Annotated in this window: 12 protein-coding genes; 8 read left to right on the forward strand and 4 right to left on the reverse strand. The window is 61.2% G+C overall.

The window, feature by feature from the left end; translation table 11 throughout:
• Positions 1 to 52: 52 nt before the first annotated feature.
• From alr to ACM6I7_RS13390, 4 genes are all read left to right on the forward strand, one after another.
• Entirely contained in the window at positions 53 to 1,126 is a 1,074-nt protein-coding gene (gene alr / locus ACM6I7_RS13375) for an alanine racemase (protein WP_414888717.1), read from the forward strand.
• A gap of 88 nt (positions 1,127 to 1,214) precedes the next feature.
• On the forward strand, positions 1,215 to 1,763 hold the full coding sequence (locus ACM6I7_RS13380) for a cupin domain-containing protein (RefSeq protein WP_007920393.1): 549 nt from the start codon (positions 1,215 to 1,217) through the stop codon (positions 1,761 to 1,763).
• A gap of 182 nt (positions 1,764 to 1,945) precedes the next feature.
• Positions 1,946 to 2,362 (forward strand): c-type cytochrome, encoded by a 417-nt coding sequence (locus ACM6I7_RS13385; protein WP_025112727.1) that lies wholly within the window; start codon positions 1,946 to 1,948, stop codon positions 2,360 to 2,362.
• A gap of 135 nt (positions 2,363 to 2,497) precedes the next feature.
• Entirely contained in the window at positions 2,498 to 4,420 is a 1,923-nt protein-coding gene (locus ACM6I7_RS13390; RefSeq protein WP_414888718.1) for an acetyl-CoA hydrolase/transferase C-terminal domain-containing protein, read from the forward strand.
• Positions 4,421 to 4,552: 132 nt separating this feature from the next.
• Here the strand turns inward: ACM6I7_RS13390 and ACM6I7_RS13395 are convergent, their stop codons facing one another.
• Together ACM6I7_RS13395 and rep are read right to left on the reverse strand one after the other, a co-directional pair.
• Positions 4,553 to 5,125, reverse strand: coding sequence for a xanthine phosphoribosyltransferase (locus ACM6I7_RS13395; protein WP_003229440.1), 573 nt, complete (start codon positions 5,123 to 5,125; stop codon positions 4,553 to 4,555).
• Positions 5,126 to 5,182: 57 nt separating this feature from the next.
• A complete protein-coding gene (gene rep / locus ACM6I7_RS13400; RefSeq protein ID WP_027610430.1) occupies positions 5,183 to 7,192 on the reverse strand; it encodes a DNA helicase Rep in 2,010 nt (669 codons plus the stop codon).
• A 254-nt stretch (positions 7,193 to 7,446) separates the two neighbouring features.
• Here rep and ACM6I7_RS13405 point away from each other — a divergent pair, with 254 nt between their 5' ends.
• Positions 7,447 to 9,120 carry a putative bifunctional diguanylate cyclase/phosphodiesterase gene (locus tag ACM6I7_RS13405; protein WP_097089513.1) on the forward strand — a complete coding sequence of 558 codons (1,674 nt, stop codon included), beginning with the start codon at positions 7,447 to 7,449 and terminating at the stop codon, positions 9,118 to 9,120.
• A 127-nt stretch (positions 9,121 to 9,247) separates the two neighbouring features.
• On the opposite strand, the gene ACM6I7_RS13410 is transcribed toward ACM6I7_RS13405, so the two are convergent.
• A complete protein-coding gene (locus ACM6I7_RS13410; protein ID WP_027610432.1) occupies positions 9,248 to 10,645 on the reverse strand; it encodes a NorM family multidrug efflux MATE transporter in 1,398 nt (465 codons plus the stop codon).
• A gap of 159 nt (positions 10,646 to 10,804) precedes the next feature.
• Here ACM6I7_RS13410 and ACM6I7_RS13415 point away from each other — a divergent pair, with 159 nt between their 5' ends.
• The 3 genes from ACM6I7_RS13415 (at position 10,805) to ACM6I7_RS13425 (ending at position 15,317) form a co-directional block, all read left to right on the forward strand.
• Positions 10,805 to 11,725, forward strand: a complete 921-nt coding sequence (locus ACM6I7_RS13415) for a LysR substrate-binding domain-containing protein (protein WP_166495229.1) — start codon at positions 10,805 to 10,807, stop codon at positions 11,723 to 11,725.
• A gap of 181 nt (positions 11,726 to 11,906) precedes the next feature.
• Positions 11,907 to 13,883, forward strand: coding sequence for a methyl-accepting chemotaxis protein (locus tag ACM6I7_RS13420; protein WP_096796101.1), 1,977 nt, complete (start codon positions 11,907 to 11,909; stop codon positions 13,881 to 13,883).
• Between the two features lie 219 nt (positions 13,884 to 14,102).
• A complete protein-coding gene (locus ACM6I7_RS13425) occupies positions 14,103 to 15,317 on the forward strand; it encodes an aldose 1-epimerase family protein (RefSeq protein WP_096796102.1) in 1,215 nt (404 codons plus the stop codon).
• Here the strand turns inward: ACM6I7_RS13425 and ACM6I7_RS13430 are convergent.
• The gene (locus tag ACM6I7_RS13430) at positions 15,314 to 16,807 is read right to left on the reverse strand and encodes a YifB family Mg chelatase-like AAA ATPase (protein WP_096796103.1); all 1,494 of its coding nucleotides are present in this window, start codon (positions 16,805 to 16,807) and stop codon (positions 15,314 to 15,316) included. The two genes, ACM6I7_RS13425 and ACM6I7_RS13430, sit on opposite strands and share 4 nt — an antisense overlap.
• Positions 16,808 to 17,460 lie beyond the last annotated feature (653 nt).

Consider the following 17,460-nt stretch of genomic DNA (forward strand, 5'->3'; position numbering starts at 1 on the left):
CGTCAGTCGGCGCCGGTTTTTTATTTCCATGACCGCCTAGAAGTCTGCCGCCATGCGTCCTGCCCGTGCCCTGATTGACCTAGAAGCCCTGCGTCACAACTACCGAATTGCCCGCGAAGTCACCGGCGCCAAGGCGCTGGCGGTGATCAAGGCTGATGCCTACGGTCACGGCGCGGTGCGTTGCGCCCAGGCGCTGGAAACCGAGGCCGACGGGTTTGCCGTCGCCTGCATTGAAGAAGCGCTGGAGCTGCGCGCGGCCGGCATCAAGGCCCCGGTGTTGTTGCTCGAAGGCATCTTCGAGGCTGACGAGCTGGCACTGATCGTCGAGCATGATTTCTGGACCGTGGTGCATTCGCTGTGGCAACTTGAAGCCATCGAGCAGGCGGCACTGAGCAAACCGATCACCGTGTGGCTCAAGCTCGATTCCGGCATGCACCGCGTCGGCCTGCATCCGAAGGACTACGCGGCGGCCTACCAGCGCCTGCTGGCCAGCGGCAAAGTGGCGAAAATCGTGCTGATGAGCCACTTCGCCCGCGCCGATGAACTGCATGAGCAGAGCAGCGCCGATCAAGTCGCGGTGTTCGAAGCGGCGCGTCAGGGTCTGGCTGCCGAAGTCAGCCTGCGCAACTCGCCGGCCGTGCTCGGTTGGCCGCAGATCCACAGCGACTGGGTGCGCCCGGGCATCATGCTCTACGGCGCGACCCCGTTCGAAGAAGCCAACGCCGTGGCCGAGCGTCTGCAACCGGTGATGACCCTCGAATCGAAAGTCATCTGCGTACGTGAACTGCCCGCCGGCGAGCCGATCGGCTATGGCGCCAAATTCATCACCGACAAGCCGATGCGCATCGGCGTGGTTGCCATGGGCTATGCCGATGGCTACCCGCGTCATGCCCCGACCGGCACGCCGGTGCTGGTGGCCGGCAAACGCAGCCGCCTGCTTGGCCGCGTATCGATGGACATGCTCTGCATCGACCTCACCGATGTGCCGGAAGCGGACCTCGGTTCGACCGTCGAACTGTGGGGCAAAAACATCCTCGCCAGCGAAGTGGCGCAGTGGGCGGACACCATTCCGTACCAGATCTTCTGCAACCTGCGTCGCGTGCCAAGGCTCTATTCCGAGGGTTGAGGCCACTGCGGGGGCCAAGTGTTGTAAATACTGAACGCTGTCGCCATGATAACGCTCAATATTCTTACAACATCAGGAGGCTCCCGCCTTGGACGTCGGTGAACGACTGCAATCGATCCGCAAGCTCAAAGGGCTTTCCCAGCGTGAACTCGCCAAACGCGCGGGCGTCACCAACAGCACCATTTCGATGATCGAAAAGAACAGCGTCAGCCCTTCGATCAGTTCGCTGAGGAAGGTTCTGGGCGGGATTCCCATGTCCATGGTCGAGTTCTTTTCCGAAGAAATCCTGCAGGAAGTGCCGACCCAGATCGTCTACAAGGCCAACGAGCTGATCGACATCTCCGACGGCGCCGTGACCATGAAACTGGTCGGCCGCGCGCACCCGAGCCGGGCCATCGCGTTTCTCAACGAAATCTACCCGCCGGGCGCTGATACCGGCGAAGAAATGCTCACCCATGAAGGCGAAGAAACCGGGATTCTGGTGGAAGGGCGTCTGGAACTGGTGGTGGGTCTGGAAACTTTTATTCTCGAAGCCGGTGACAGCTACTATTTTGAAAGTACCAAGCCGCACCGTTTCCGTAATCCGTTCGACGCGCCCGCGCGACTAATCAGCGCAGCCACGCCGGCGAATTTTTAAAGACAGAGGTGCCAGGCCATGACGGTGAAGGCATCCGATGAGTTTTTCCACAGCGCGGTATAACCCCTTCGACTATGGGGTTGTTTCAGTGTGGCGGGCTACCCGCTATACTTGCGCCCGCCTGCGAACCGTGGCCGCAGGCGTGAATAGCCACCATTGAGGGTGAACGCGTGAACCTAATTATGAAAATGCTGGCCGCACCAGCAACCGTACTGGCCCTCTGGGCTGTCAGCGCTCAAGCTGCGACGAATGACGACATTGCCAAGCGCCTCGAGCCGGTCGGCCAGGTGTGCGTTCAGGGGCAGGAATGCAAAGGGATGGAAGTCGCTGCCTCCGCTGGCGGCGGTGGTGGGGCGAAGACGCCGGATGAAGTGATTGCAAAACATTGCAACGCTTGTCACGGCACGGGCCTGCTGGGCGCCCCGAAAATCGGTGACGCAGCGGCCTGGAAAGACCGTGCCGATCACCAGGGCGGCCTCGACGGCCTGCTGGCCAAAGCCATCACCGGCCTGAACTCGATGCCACCCAAAGGCACTTGCGCCGACTGCTCGGATGACGAGTTGAAAGGCGCGATCCAGAAGATGTCCGGCCTGAAATAAGCCGCGCTTCTGACGAAAAAAACCGTCTTCGGACGGTTTTTTTGTGCCTGCGATTCACGGCTTTCGCTGTCCTTTGCAGCAAAGTCGAGGCAAGCTCGGTCTACCCCTATTCACGGAACGGGCAGGAGGCTTCAGATGGTGCAGTTGTGTTCGATCGAACAGGCAGTGGACGATGTGCTTGCACGTCTGCCGGCGCATATCCATATGGGCATGCCGCTGGGGCTGGGCAAGCCCAATCACTTCGTCAACGCGCTGTACCGGCGGATCAAGGACTTGCCCGAACGACAGCTGACGATGTACACCGCGCTGTGCCTGGGGCGGCCGACGCTGGGCGACGGTCTGCAGAACCGCTTCATCGAACCCTTCGTCGAGCGCGTGTTCGGCGACTACCCCGAATTCGATTTCCTCGCCGATCTGCAGCGTGACAGCCTGCCCGCCAACATCCGTATCGAACAGTTCTTCATGCAGCCCGGCAGCCTGCTCAACAGCGCGCCGGCCCAGCAGGATTACGTCAGCAGCAACTACAGCCACGCCGCCCGCGATATCAATGCCGCCGGCCTCAATCTGGTGGCGCAATTGCTCGCCAGCAGCAGCGAACATCCCGATCGCCTGAGCCTGAGCTGCAACCCGGACATCACCCTCGACCTGTTGCCAATGATCGCCAAACGTCGCGACGCCGGGGAGACCATTCTGCTGGTCGGTCAGGTGCACACCGATCTGCCGTACATGCCCGGCGATGCCGAAGTCGATATCGACACCTTCGACCTGCTGATCGACGCGAAGGACAGCAGCACGCTGTTTTCCACGCCGAACATGCCGGTGGGCTTTCAGGATCATTTCATCGGCCTGCACGCCAGTACGCTGGTGCGCGACGGCGGCACCTTGCAGATCGGCATCGGTTCGATGGGCGACGCGCTCACGGCCGCATTGCTCGCGCGGCAGGCGGACAACGCCGGTTACCAAGCCTTGCTCAACGACATCAATCTCAGCCAGTGGGCGCAGTTGATCGAGCGCGAGGGCGGTACCGCGCCATTCGCCAAAGGCCTGTATGGCTGCAGCGAAATGTTCGTCAACGGCCTGCTGGTGCTGGCCGATGCCGGGATCATCCGGCGCAAGGTCTACCCCGACGTGCACACTCAGGAGCAGGCCAACGCCGGCACCCTCGATGAGTCGGCGCAGACCGATGGCATCTCGGTGCACGGCGGCTTCTTCCTCGGCCCGCGCAGTTTCTACGAGCGCCTGCGCGAGCTGCCGCTGAGCAAGCGCCTCGAATTCAACATGACCCGCATCAGCTACATCAACGAGCTGTACGGGCAGGAAGAGCTCAAGCGCTTGCAGCGCCTCGATGCCCGGTTCATCAACACCGTGTTCACCATGACGCTGTTGGGCGCCGGTGTGGCCGATCAATTGGAAGACGGGCGGGTGCTCAGCGGTGTTGGCGGGCAATACAATTTTGTCGCCCAGGGCCACGCGCTGCACGATGCGCGCTCGATTCTGATCCTGCGCAGCTGGCGCGAGTCCGGCGGCGAGGTCAGCTCGAACATCGTCTGGGAGTACGGACATTGCACGATTCCACGGCACCTGCGCGACATCGTGGTCACTGAATACGGCATTGCCGATCTGCGCGGCAAGACCGATGCGGTGGTAATCGAGTCGTTGCTGAACATCAGCGATTCACGCTTTCAACCGGGGCTGATCGAACAGGCGCAGAAGGTCGGCAAACTGCCGAAGGATTTCCGCCTCGATCCTCGCTTTGCCGACAACACCCCGCAACGTTTGCAGGCGATTGCCGCGAAGCATCCGAACCTGTTTCCGGAATATCCGCTGGGCTGTGATTTCACCGCGATCGAGCGGGATCTGCTGCGGGCGCTGAGCTGGCTGAAGAGCAAGTTCAAGCTGAGCGAGATATTGGAGCTGGGCAAGGCTGCGCTGGATGCGCCAGAGGCTTCGACGTTCCCCGAGCACCTTGAACGTATGCAACTGACCAACCCGGAAGGCTTGAAAGAAGACCTGTTCCAACGTCTGCTGCTCACCGGCCTCAAAGCCACCGCGCAGTAACCGCCCACCGCAAAACCCACTGTGGGAGCGAGCCTGCTCGCGAAAGCGGTGTATCAGTCAACCAAGATGTCGACTGACCCTAAGCATTCGCGAGCAGGCTCGCTCCCACAGGGGTATTGCGGTGCTGCTGGTTTATTCGATGAAGGTGACAACGCCATCCTTCAGCGATTTCACGCGGGCCAGCGATTCAACGCGGTAGCCCTGCGAATCCAGCTCGGCACGGCCGCCCTGGAACGACTTCTCGATCACGATGCCCAGACCGGCGACGGTGGCGCCAGCCTGTTTGATGATCGAGATCAGCGCCTGCGAAGCCTTACCGTTGGCCAGGAAGTCGTCGATGATCAGCACGCGGTCGCTGCTGGTCAGGTGACGCGGCGAGATGGCCACGGTGCTTTCGGTCTTCTTGGTGAACGAGTAAACGGTCGCCGACAGCAGGTTTTCTGTCAGGGTCAGGGACTGTTGCTTGCGGGCGAAGATCACCGGCACGCCGAGGTTCAGACCGGTCATGATCGCCGGAGCGATGCCCGAGGCTTCGATGGTGACGATCTTGGTGATGCCCGAATCCTTGAACAGCGTGGCGAATTCGTCGCCGATCAGCTTCATCAGGGCCGGGTCGATCTGGTGGTTCAGGAAGGCGTCGACTTTCAGGACCTGGTCGGAAAGCACGATGCCTTGTTCGCGAATTTTCTGGTGCAATGCTTCCATGAAGCTGTCCTCATTTGGCGCTTTGTGCGCCGAAGGTCTAGTAAAAAGTGGTCAATTCTAGCGCTTTAACATCGCGCGTATATCAGCCAATGCGCTATTGCCCCGCACGGCTTTGACTTCGGTCGGTGTGTCGTCGTTGCCTTCCCAGGCCAGGTCGTCCGGCGGCAGCTCATCGAGGAAGCGGCTTGGCGCGCAATCGATGATCTCGCCGTACTGTTTACGCTTGGCGGCGAAGGTGAACGCCAGGGTCTGGCGTGCGCGGGTGATGCCCACGTAGGCCAGGCGGCGCTCTTCTTCGATGGTGTCGGCTTCGATGCTGGAGCGGTGCGGGAGGATTTCCTCTTCCATGCCCATGATGAACACGTAAGGGAACTCCAGGCCCTTGGACGCATGCAGGGTCATCATCTGCACGCCTTCGGCGCCGTCCTCTTCTTCCTGCTGACGCTCGAGCATGTCGCGCAGGACCAGTTTGCCAATGGCGTCCTCGACGGTCATTTCGCCGTCTTCGTCTTTTTCCAGGGTGTTCTTCAAGGCCTCGATGAGGAACCAGACGTTGCTCATCCGGTAGTCCGCAGCCTTGTCGCTGGAACTGTTGGTGCGCAGCCAGTTCTCGTAGTCGATGTCCATGACCATGCTGCGCAGCGCCGAGATCGGGTCTTCGCCGGCACACTGCTCGCGCACCTTGTCCATGAAGCGCTTGAAGCGCGACAGGCGATCGGTGAAGCGGCTGTCGAGATGTTCGCCCAGGCCGATTTCGTCGGTCGCGGCGTACATCGAGATCTTGCGTTCGGTGGCGTAGTTGCCGAGTTTTTCCAGGGTGGTCGAGCCGATTTCCCGGCGCGGCACGTTGATCACTCGCAGGAAGGCGTTGTCGTCGTCCGGGTTCACGATCAGGCGGAAGTAGGCCATCAGGTCCTTCACTTCCTGACGGCCAAAGAAGCTGTTGCCGCCGCTCAGGCGGTACGGCACCTGGTGGTGCTGCAACTTCAGTTCGATCAGCTTGGCCTGGTAGTTGCCGCGATAGAGGATCGCGAAATCGCTGTACGGGCGGTCGGTGCGCAAGTGCAGGCTGAGGATTTCCATGGCCACGCGCTCGGCTTCGGCGTCCTCGTTGCGGCAGCGGATCACGCGGATCTCGTCGCCGTGGCCCATCTCACTCCACAGCTGTTTTTCGAATTCGTGCGGGTTGTTCGAGATCAGCACGTTGGCGCAGCGCAGGATGCGGCTGGTGGAGCGGTAGTTCTGCTCGAGCATCACCACTTTCAGCGACGGGTAGTCATCCTTGAGCAGCATCAGGTTTTCCGGCCGTGCGCCGCGCCAGGCGTAGATCGACTGGTCGTCGTCACCCACCACGGTGAACTGATTGCGCTTGCCGATCAGCATCTTCACCAGCAGGTACTGGCTGGCGTTGGTGTCCTGGTATTCGTCGACCAGCAGGTAACGCACCTTGTTCTGCCACTTTTCGAGAATGTCGGCGTGCTCTTCGAAGAGCTTTACCGGCAGCAGGATCAGGTCGTCGAAGTCCACCGCGTTGAATGCCTTGAGCGTGCGCTGGTAGTGGGTGTAGACGATGGCAGCGGTCTGTTCTTTCGGATTGCGTGCATTTTCCAGCGCCTGGGCCGGCAGGATCAGGTCGTTTTTCCAGGCGCCGATCATGTTCTTGATCTCGTCGACGCCGTCGTCGCCTGCGTATTCCTTCTGCATGATGTCGGTCATCAGGGCTTTGACGTCGGTCTCGTCAAAGATCGAGAAGCCGGGTTTGTAGCCCAGCCGCGCATGCTCCTTGCGGATGATGTTCAGGCCCAGGTTGTGGAAGGTGCAGACCGTCAGGCCGCGACCTTCGCCGGCACGCAGCAGGGTGCCGACCCGCTCCTTCATCTCGCGCGCAGCCTTGTTGGTGAAGGTCATGGCGACGATGTACTGGGCGCGGATGCCACAGTTCTGGATCAGGTGCGCGATCTTGCGGGTAATCACGCTGGTCTTGCCGGAGCCAGCGCCGGCGAGCACCAATAGAGGGCCGCCGACGTAGTTCACGGCTTCTTGCTGCCGGGGATTGAGTCGGGACATACGAAAATTCGGGAGTCGTTGACGAAATGGGCCGGCATTTTAACAGGCTCAGCGATTTGTGCTGCTCTGTCCGACTTGTGACGTACCACGCGATTCAAATTTGCCGGTTTTGTTACTTTCGCGGAGGATACACGGTGATTTTGCGGCTAATGTTCTCATTCGTGACACAAAATAACGTTCTGATAATCGTTGTCATTGAACATCGCAACGGCATAATGCCCCGCCCACATCATTGCAGAGTCTAGGGAGCTAGCTTGTCTACGCCTGTCGAACCCTTGCGTTTGCTGCTACTGGCCGAAGAGCCAGCGTGGACAGCGTTATTGCGCGAGTGTCTGGCTCCGATGGGGAGCGCGGCGGTGCTGATCAGTGCGCCGAGCTGGGAGTCGGTCAGCAGTCTGTTCGAAGACAATCGTCACGCGGTGTTGTTGACCGTTCCCGCGTTGCAGCCGGCCCCGGGCCGTTGCAGCCTGCCGACGGTGTTGCTGCTGGATCACGAGCCGGTCACCGCGCCGGTTGGTGTCAGCGACTGGCTGGTGTTCGACGCCCTCGACGCCGGCATGCTCCGCCGTTGTCTGCGCCATGTGCGTGAACGCGGCGTCCTCGAAAACACCCTGCAACGCCTGGCCGAACAGGATCCTCTGACCGGCATCGCCAACCGCCAGGGCTTCCAGACCCTGCTCGCGGCGCGCCTGGCGGAAAACGACGGCCGTGGTCTGGCCCTCGGGCATCTCGATCTCGACAACTTCCGTCACGCCAACGACGCCCTCGGTCATCAGGCTGGCGACCGGTTGATCCTGCAAGTCGTCGCGCGGCTGAAAAGTCAGCTCGAGGCCGGTGATCAACTGGCGCGCCTCGGTAGCGACGAATTCGCCCTGCTGATCGACACCCGTCGCGCGCCGCAACGCGCCGAGTGGATGGCCGAACGCATTACCGAAGCCCTGGCCGAACCGTATTGGGTCGATGGCGAAAGCCTGCTGATCGGCTCCAGCCTCGGCATCGCCCATGCCCGTGCACAGGGTGGCGCCGACCCACTGATGTGGCACGCGCACATTGCCATGCAGCAGGCCAAGAGTACGCAGGGCTGCACCTTCCATATCTTCAACGAACGCATCAACCGCAACGCCCGGAGCATGGCCGACCTCGAAAGTGAGCTGCGCCGGGCTTTGCGCCGCGATGAGCTGGAGCTGCACTACCAACCACGGCTGAATCTGGCAGACGGGCAGATCGTCGGCCTCGAAGCCCTGGTGCGCTGGCGCCATGGCGAGCGCGGTCTGCTACCGCCAAGCGAATTCGTGCCGCTGGCCGAGCAGAGCGGTCTGATCGTGCCGCTGGGCTACTGGGTGATTTCCCGCGCGTTGCGCGACATGCAGGCACTGCGCGAGCGCGGGCTGCCGGCGCTGCACATGGCGATCAACCTGTCGTTCCGCCAGTTTCAGGACAGCCAGTTGCTGCCGACGCTCAGCCGGCTGATTGCCGAGCGCGGGGTCGAGGCGCAGTGGCTGGAGTTTGAGCTCACCGAAACCGCCGTCATGCGCCGCAGCGATCTGGTCAAACAGACCATGGACGCCCTCGGCCGTCTCGGTGTGCGTTTCTCGCTGGATGACTTCGGCACCGGGTTCTCCTCGTTCGTGCACCTCAACAGCCTGCCGATCACCTTGCTGAAGATCGACAAAAGCTTTGTCGGCGGCATGGAGCAGCGCGAAGAGAATCGCAAACTGGTGCACGCGATGATCAACCTTGCGCACAACCTGCATCTGGAAGTGGTGGCGGAAGGGGTGGAAACGCCTGAACAACTGGAGTTATTGCGCGGGTTTGGCTGTGATCAGGTGCAGGGTTATCTGATCAGCCGGCCGTTGCCGTTGGCCGAGCTGGTGGAGTACCTGACCTTCGGCTCTAGCCAGCAGCCAGCCCTCGAAATCGTCAGTTGAACGCAATCTCCGGGTTAGGCATGAATCCCTGTGGGAGCGGGCTTGCTCGCGAAAGCGTCGTGTCAGTCAAAGCATAGGCTGCCTGACCCACCGCTTTCGCGAGCAAGCCCGCTCCCACAAGGGAATCTCAGTCTGCCTGAGCGACTGTGTACTGGTTTGATGACAGAGGTTCGCGCTGAATCATCCGCTTCATCTTCCATTCAAACGCCAGCGTCAGGCTCACCGCCGCGCACGCCAGTCCCAGCGCCAAGCCCCACCAGACGCCCGTCGGCCCCCAGTTCAGGTGGAACGCCATCCACCACGCCGCCGGCGCGCCAATCAACCAATAACAAGCAAGGCCGACCAGAAACGTGGTTTTCGCATCCTTGAGCCCACGGATGCAGCCCATGGCGATGGTCTGCGTGCCGTCAAACAATTCGAACCATGCCGCCACGGCCAACAGGCTCACCGCCAGACGAATCACTTCGGCAAAGGCCGGATCGTTGTGATCAAGGAACAACCCGACCAACTGATTCGGCAACAGCCAGAACACCATGGCGAAACCCAGCATCACCACTGCACCGAAAACGATGCCGACCCGGCCGGACATCCGCGCATCGCTCAGTTGCCCGGCGCCGTAGTGCTGGCCGACGCGCATGGTGATCGCGTAGGACATCCCCGCCGGCACCATGAACGCCACCGAAACGATCTGCAGAGCGATCTGGTGTGCGCCGAGTTGCGTGCTGCCCATGGTGCCCATGCACAGCGCCGCGAAGGCAAACAGGCCGACTTCCACCGCATAGGTACCGCCAATCGGCAGGCCGAGACGCCACAGTTCTTTCAGATACTGACGATTTGGCCGTGACAGGCCGGCGCGCAATGGGTAGGCGTCGTAGGCCGGGTGCCGGCGAATGTGCCAGGCGAGGGCCAGCGCCATGCAGTTGGCAACGATTGCCGTGACCAGACCGATGCCGGTCAACCCCAGTTTCGGCAGGCCGAACATGCCGGTGATCAGCGCGTAATTGAGCAGGAAATTGGCCACGGTGCCGCCGAGGCTGATGACCATCACCGGGGTTGCCCGGCCGATCGCACTGGTAAAGCCGCGCAGGGCCATGAAGCTCAGGTAGCCGGGCAGGGCGAAGGGCAGAGCGATCAAAAATTGTCCAGCGGCGTTGACGTTGGTTTCGGTCTGGCCGAACAGCAGCAACACCGGTTTCAGATTCCACAACAGCAACCCGGCGCCGAGCGCCATCAGCCACGCCAGCCACAACCCGGCCTGCGTCAGGCGTGCCGCGCCGATGATGTCGCCGGCACCCTGACGGATCGCCACCAGCGTGCCGACCGCTGCAATCACACCGATGCAGAAAATCGACACGAATGAATAACTCGCTGCCCCCAGTCCGCCGCCGGCCAGGGCTTCGGGGCTGAGGCGCGCCATCATCAGGGTGTCGGTCAGCACCATCAACATGTGCGCCAACTGCGAAGCAATCAACGGCCCCGCCAGCCGCAGGATGGCCCAGAGTTCGGTACGCACAGGATGCTGCATGGTCATCACCACCCATTAATCAGAGGGAACAAGAGACCGTCGATTCTCGGCGCTTGGCAGGGTTTGCACAAAAGGATAAAAAGGATGGGTGGCATGATTAAAACTCATCATGAGTAAACCTCGCCGGGGTGGCCGGATGCCGCTAAAGGAGCTTTGTGTATGTCCCGTCGTCTTCCTCCCTTGTATGCCCTGCGCGCATTCGAAGCGGCGGCGCGGCACAGCTCGTTCACCCGGGCGGCCGAGGAATTGTCGATTACCCAGAGTGCAGTCAGCCGGCACATCAAGACGCTGGAAGAGCATTTCGCCTGCAAGCTGTTTCACCGCAGCGGACGCAACCTGCAACTCACCGAGTCGGCGCGGCTGCTGCTGCCCGGCATTCGCGATGGTTTCGCGGCGCTGGAGCGCGCCTGCAACACCTTGCGCGCCGAAGACGACATCCTGCGCATGAAAGCGCCGTCGACCCTGACCATGCGCTGGCTGCTGGCCCGGCTCAGCCGTTTTCGTCACCTACAGCCCGGCAATGAAGTACAACTGACCAGTGCGTGGATGGACGTGGATTCGGTGGACTTCAACAACGAGCCCTTCGACTGCGCGGTGCTGCTGAGCGATGGGCACTTCCCGCCGGACTGGGAGGCCAGCCTGCTGTTTCCCGAGGAGTTGATTCCTGTCGGCGCGCCGAACCTGCTGAACGATCAACCCTGGGATGTGACGCGGTTGGCCTCCACCGAGTTGCTGCACCCGACCCCGGACCGGCGCGACTGGCGCAGTTGGCTGGAACATATGGGGCTGTCCGATCAGGTTTCGCTCAAGGGCGGACAGGTGTTCGATACCCTGGAGCTGGGCATGATTGCCGCGGCGCGAGGCTACGGGGTGTCGATGGGCGATCTGCTGATGGTCGCCGAAGATGTGGCGCAAGGAAGACTGAGCCTGCCATGGCCGACCGCGGTCGCCAGCGGACTGAATTATTACCTGGTGTGGCCAAAAACCCGTCCGGGAGGTGAACGTTTGCGCCGTCTCAGCGACTTCCTGCAAGGCGAAGTGCGAGCCATGGCGTTGCCGGTGGTCAAGCGCTTGAGCTGAAACGTTAGAGCCGCCACAATGCCGGCCTTGTGCCATAACCCTGCTGTTCGCTCAAGTATTCGGCTTTACCGCCGAATACGTGCATGTGGAACCGCCGTGCAGGTATCCACGATTCACCCCCATTAGAAAATTATCCGAGCTGCGATCAAGGAGGATCGGCAAGTTCGGCCAGGAGCTGTCCATGTCTCAACCTCGCGCTCGGATCGCCTCGCAGCTGGGCCTCGCGCTCGCTGTGATACTGGCGATCGTCATCAGCGGCAGTACGGTGTTCGCCCTGCGTTCGCTGGATTCCGCCAACCTCGCCACCCGTGAAGAGCACCTCGCCAGTGAGGCGCGGCTGCTGGCCGACCAGTTGAGCACTTTCCACGGCACGCTGCGCGAAAGCACCCAGCGCCTGAGCGGGCTGTTCGAGAAGCGCTTCAGCGCGGGCCTGAGCATTCACCCGGATGAACCGGTGAACGTCGCCGGCACCCAGACCCCGGGCCTGCACTTGGGCAGCGAAGTGTTGAACAACAACTTCAAGGAAGTCGACGAGTTCAAGCAGATGACCGCCGGCGTTGCCACGCTGTTCGTGCGCAGCGGCGAAGACTTCGTGCGGGTCAGCACCTCGTTGACCAAACAGGACGGCACGCGCGCTATCGGCACTCTGCTCGATCACGCACACCCGGCCTACGCGAAGTTGATGGCGGGTCAGGGTTACGTCGGCCGCGCGTTGCTGTTTGATCGCTCCTACATGACCCAATACACCCCGGTGCGCGATGGCAGCGGCAAAGTGATTGCGGTGTTGTTCGTTGGTTTTGATTACACCGATGCGCAGAACGCCCAGTTCGACAACCTCAAGCGCTTCCGCATCGGCCAGACCGGTTCGCTGGCGTTGCTGGATGAGCAGAACAGATGGTTGGTGGCCCCGGCGGGCGTCCAGGCATTGGATCAGGCGGTCACGGTGATCGGCGGCCTGGCGAAAACCCCGGGCAAGGGGCAGTTCTGGAGCGACAAGAACGAAGATTTCTACAGCGTTTCGGTGCCATTTGACGGTGGGCCGTGGGCGGTGGTGGCGAGTATGCCGAAAGCCGAGATTCGCGCGGTGACCTGGAGCGTCGGCACGCAACTGGCCATCGGCAGCCTGCTGGCGATGCTGTTGGCGGTGGGTTCGGTGGTGTGGTTGCTGCGCAGCAAACTGGCGCCGCTGAGTGATCTGGTGCGTCAGGCCGAAGCTCTCGGTGCCGGTGATCTGAGCGTGCGCCTGAACGTGTCGAGCAACGACGAGATCGGTCAGCTGTCCCGCGCGTTCAACCAGATGAGCCAGGCGCTGTCGACGATGGTCGAACACATCCGCCGCTCCTCGGAAGAGGTCAACAGCCGCGCCCAGGCGCTGTCCGGTTTGTCCGGCGGTGCGTACGAAGGCATGGAACAGCAGTCCGGCGAAATCACCAGCATGGCCGGCGCAGTTGAAGAGTTCAGCGCCACCTCGCTGAACATTGCCGACAACATGGGTGCCACCCAGCGTCTGGCCCAGGAAAACGCTCAGCAGACGCAGATCGGTCGTACTTCCATGGACGAAGCGTCTTCCTCGCTGGAGCAAATCGCTGGCGCGTTGAACACCACGGCTACCGTGATCAACACCCTTGGCCAGCGTTCCCAGGAAATCGGCGGCATTGTCAGTGTGATCACCTCGATTGCCGAACAGACCAACCTGCTGGCGCTCAACGCGGCCATCGAAGCGGCCCGTGCCGGTGAACAGGGCCGTGGTTTTGCCGTGGTCGCCGATGAGGTGCGTAACCTGGCGTCGCGCACCCGTCAGGCCACTGATGAAATCTCCGGGATGATTCACAGCATTCAGCAGGAAACCGGCAACGCCATCAGCACCATGGAGCAGGGCAATCTGCTGATGCAGGAAGGCCTGTCGCGCAACGCCAACGTGGCGTCGGCGCTGGCGCGGATCGATGAGCAGAGCCGTTCGGCAGGGCAGCAGTTCGCCGCGATTACCACCGCGACCCAGGAGCAGAGCAGCACGGCTACTTTGCTCAGCAGTAACCTGCAGAGCATTGCGCTGGCCAACAGTGAGCAGCGTGAGGTGGTGTCGAACCTCGCGGTCACCGCCAAAGAGCTTGAAAAGCTGGCGGCGGATTTGCGTTCCGAGGTTGATCGCTTCCGTTGATACAGCCTTGATATCGCTTTCGCGAGCAGGCTCGCTCCCACAGTTTCCGGGGTAGCTCATAAATCGTTTGAGCACCCGAATACTCTGTGGGAGCGAGCCTGCTCGCGAATGCAACGCCGCCGATCCATGGCAAATCATCCTATATGTCTCTCATCTTTTCTTGCTGAAACGTTTCCGCAACGCTATAAAAATGGCACAACTCCAATAAAGGCTGCTGCCATGACCCCGTTCAAACTCGCCGTTGCATTCGGCGCACTCTCTGCTGCTTCCCACGCCATGGCCTGGGATTACGTACTCCTCGATACCAACAAGCCCGCGCAAAACTGGAGCATTACCAGTGAGCAGCTCGGGTTGAAAACCGACAAGCCTTTCTCCGTCAGCCTGCGCACCTTGCACGGCGGGCGACAGGAAGGTGTCAGCATCGTCGATATCGATAACGGCACGATGAAACTCTCGGTGGTGCCGACCCGTGGCATGAATGTCCTGCAGGCGTCTGTCGGCAACGTGCGCATGGGTTGGGATTCGCCGGTCAAGGAAGTGGTCAACCCGGCCTTCATCGAACTCAATGGACGCGGTGGCCTGGGCTGGCTGGAAGGCTTCAATGAGTTGGTGACCCGCTGCGGTTACGAATGGGTCGGCCATCCCGGTATGGACAATGGCGAGTTGCTGACCCTGCACGGCCGCGCCGCGAACATTCCGGCCAGCACTGTCACGCTGCACATCGATGAAAAACCACCCTACGCCATCAGTCTGCGCGGTGAACTGAAGGAACAGGCGTTCAAGAAAGTCGACTTCTCGGTCGTCACTGAGCTGGTCACCGAGCCGGGCAGCGTGCGCTTTGCCCTCAACGATACGCTGACCAACAACGGTGATTATCCGAAGGAATACCAGGCGCTGTATCACAGTAACTTCAGTACACCGTTCCTTGAGCAGGGCGCGCGGTTCGCGGCGCCGGTGAAACAGGTCTCGCCATTCAACGACAAGGCCAAAGCCGAGTTGGCGGACTGGCAGATTTATCGCGGTCCAACCAAGGACTACGATGAAACCGTCTATAACGTCGTGCCCTACGCCGACGCCAAAGGCGAAACCCTGACTGTTTTGCACAACAAGGCTGGCAGCCTCGGTGTCTCTGTTGGCTTCAATACTCAACAGCTGCCAGTGTTTTCCCTGTGGAAAAACACCGACACCCAAGGGCAGGGCTATGTCACGGGCCTTGAGCCAGGCACCAGCTTTTCCTACAACCGCCGCTATCAGCGTCCGCTGAATCTGGTGCCGACCATTGCGCCAAAGGCCAGCCAACAGTTTCAGATCAGCTACAGCCTGCTGGCAGACAAAGGCGCTGTGGATAACGCGCTGAAGCGCGTGAGCGAAATCCAGGCCGGGCGTGAAACCGAAGTGCGACAGGCGCCGCTGGTGGATCTGACCGAGCATTAAGGCGTCGCCGGGCGGTATTGCAGCGCTTCGGCCAGATGCTCACGGCTGATTGCATCGACTTGCTCAAGGTCTGCCAGGGTTCTGGCGACCTTGAGCAAACGATGGGCTGAGCGCAGTGACAAGGTCAGCCGTTCGCAGGCTGACTCCAGCCATTTCTCATCGGCTGTAGATAATTGGCAGTGCCGCTTCAGGCCTGGCAGATCGAGGAACGCATTGGCACAACGCTGACGCTTTTGCTGGCGTTCGCGTGCCTCGGCCACCACGGCTGCCGCACTGGCGCTGTCCTCGCCTGGCTTCACTGCCGGATTCAACGCCGTCGCTTCCCGCGCCACCGTCAGGTGCAGATCGATCCGATCCAGCAACGGCCCCGATAGCTTGTTGCGGTAGCGCTGCACCATGTCCGGTGTACAAGAGCACTTGCCGCTCGGCTCGCCAAGATATCCACAGGGGCAAGGATTCATTGCCGCCACCAACTGGAAACGCGCGGGAAAGCGTACGCGATCCTTGGCTCGGGCAATCACGATATGCCCGGATTCCAGCGGCTCGCGCAGCACCTCCAGCACCTTGCGATCAAATTCCGGAAGCTCGTCGAGAAACAGCACACCGTGGTGGGCGAGGGTGATCTCGCCGGGTTGCGGTTTCGAGCTGCCACCGACCAGCGCCGGCCCGGAGGCCGAGTGGTGTGGCTGGCGAAAGGGCCGTTGCGGCCAATGGGTCAGTGGCACGCCGCTGGCGACCGATTGAATCGCCGCCACTTCCAGCGCCTCGCATTCGGACAGCGGCGGCAGCAGCCCCGGCAAGCGACTTGCCAACAAGGTCTTGCCGGTTCCCGGTGGCCCACTGAACAACAGGTTGTGCGCGCCTGCCGCCGCAATCAGCAGCGCCCGTTTCGCGGCCATCTGTCCTTGCACCTCACTGAGGTCGGGATAAGGTTTCGCCGCATGGATCAGCCCGTCCGAGACATAAGGCTCGACCGGCGTATGCCCGTTGAAATGCGCCACTGCTTCCAGCAGATGATCCACCGCAAACACCTTCAAACCCGAAGCCAGACATGCTTCCTCGGCATTCGCCCGCGGCACCACCAGTGCCCGCCCGGCCTTGCGCGCCGCCAGCGCCGCCGGCAACACTCCGCGTACCGGCCGCACAGCGCCGGACAACGCCAGTTCACCAAGGCATTCCACCTCATCCAGCGTCAGACACGGCACCTGCACACTCGCCGACAGAATCCCTAGGGCAATCGCCAGATCAAAGCGCCCGCCATCCTTGGGCAAGTCCGCCGGCGCCAGATTCAAGGTGATCCGCCGCGCCGGAAACTGCAGCCCGGAATTGATGATCGCGCTGCGCACCCGGTCCTTGCTCTCCTTCACCGCCGCCTCGGGCAGGCCGACCATGGTCAGCGAAGGCAGACCGTTGGCCAGATGGACTTCGACGGTGACGGCGGGAGCATCCACGCCTATCTGGGCGCGACTGTGGACGATGGAGAGGGACATGGTCGTTCCTTGAGCTGAATCGGGAGCCGCTTCCTGCGGGTTTTTTAAGGGTAGTTGGGGAAGGGCGATCAGGCGGGGCGAACTTTCACTGGATGTTGCGGGAAAGTGGTCAACCAATCTCGAGGCGAAAAAAAACCGCCTTGAGGAGACGGTTTTCAGTTTGCAGGCTTCGGTGAGGCCAAGGCCTGCGTATCCTTTGCGGACACACTCACGTGCGATCAGGTTATGCATGTTTGCTCATTGGCGCAAGTATCAGATGGGCTTGAAAGGGGGGCAACGGTCCCGTTGATAGTGCCTCATAACGACTTGATACAAGTTGTTTAAATCGCTTTCTAAGGGCTGTCATAAAGTCCGCAATGACGATGCCCACTCATGGGGTATTCGCGAAGTGTGGCCGGGAGCGCAAAGACTTCATGTTCCTCGACACGGTGTGAGACCCGTGCCGGTGCAGTATTTGAGGAACCCACACCCGGCCGCCTTAGCGGACATACTCACGTGTAGTCCCGAAGGTGTTCGTACGCCGGAAAGTGCATCGGAGGTTTGGCCCCACGCAAGGAGGGCCAAAGTATGTCTAAGTTTCTTAAACATATGTGGCGCCTCGTCAGAATCGCGTTATGGGCTTTTCGCCTGTACGAGTTTCTGCGAGACCGTTG

It is taken from the genome of Pseudomonas sp. IT-93MI4, assembly GCF_949767635.1.
Taxonomy (GTDB): domain Bacteria; phylum Pseudomonadota; class Gammaproteobacteria; order Pseudomonadales; family Pseudomonadaceae; genus Aquipseudomonas; species Aquipseudomonas putida_A.

Bases quoted from the DNA above. Each gene is read 5' to 3' on its own strand.
- ACM6I7_RS13390 (WP_414888718.1), top strand. From the start codon at position 2,498: ATGGTGCAGTTGTGTTCGATCGAACAGGCAGTGGACGATGTGCTTGCA.
- ACM6I7_RS13425 (WP_096796102.1), top strand. From the start codon at position 14,103: ATGACCCCGTTCAAACTCGCCGTTGCATTCGGCGCACTCTCTGCTGCT.
- ACM6I7_RS13395 (WP_003229440.1), bottom strand. From the start codon at position 5,125: ATGGAAGCATTGCACCAGAAAATTCGCGAACAAGGCATCGTGCTTTCC.
- ACM6I7_RS13410 (WP_027610432.1), bottom strand. From the start codon at position 10,645: ATGCAGCATCCTGTGCGTACCGAACTCTGGGCCATCCTGCGGCTGGCG.
- rep (WP_027610430.1), bottom strand. From the start codon at position 7,192: ATGTCCCGACTCAATCCCCGGCAGCAAGAAGCCGTGAACTACGTCGGC.
- ACM6I7_RS13415 (WP_166495229.1), top strand. From the start codon at position 10,805: ATGTCCCGTCGTCTTCCTCCCTTGTATGCCCTGCGCGCATTCGAAGCG.
- alr (WP_414888717.1), top strand. From the start codon at position 53: ATGCGTCCTGCCCGTGCCCTGATTGACCTAGAAGCCCTGCGTCACAAC.
- ACM6I7_RS13430 (WP_096796103.1), bottom strand. From the start codon at position 16,807: ATGTCCCTCTCCATCGTCCACAGTCGCGCCCAGATAGGCGTGGATGCT.
- ACM6I7_RS13385 (WP_025112727.1), top strand. From the start codon at position 1,946: ATGAAAATGCTGGCCGCACCAGCAACCGTACTGGCCCTCTGGGCTGTC.
- ACM6I7_RS13420 (WP_096796101.1), top strand. From the start codon at position 11,907: ATGTCTCAACCTCGCGCTCGGATCGCCTCGCAGCTGGGCCTCGCGCTC.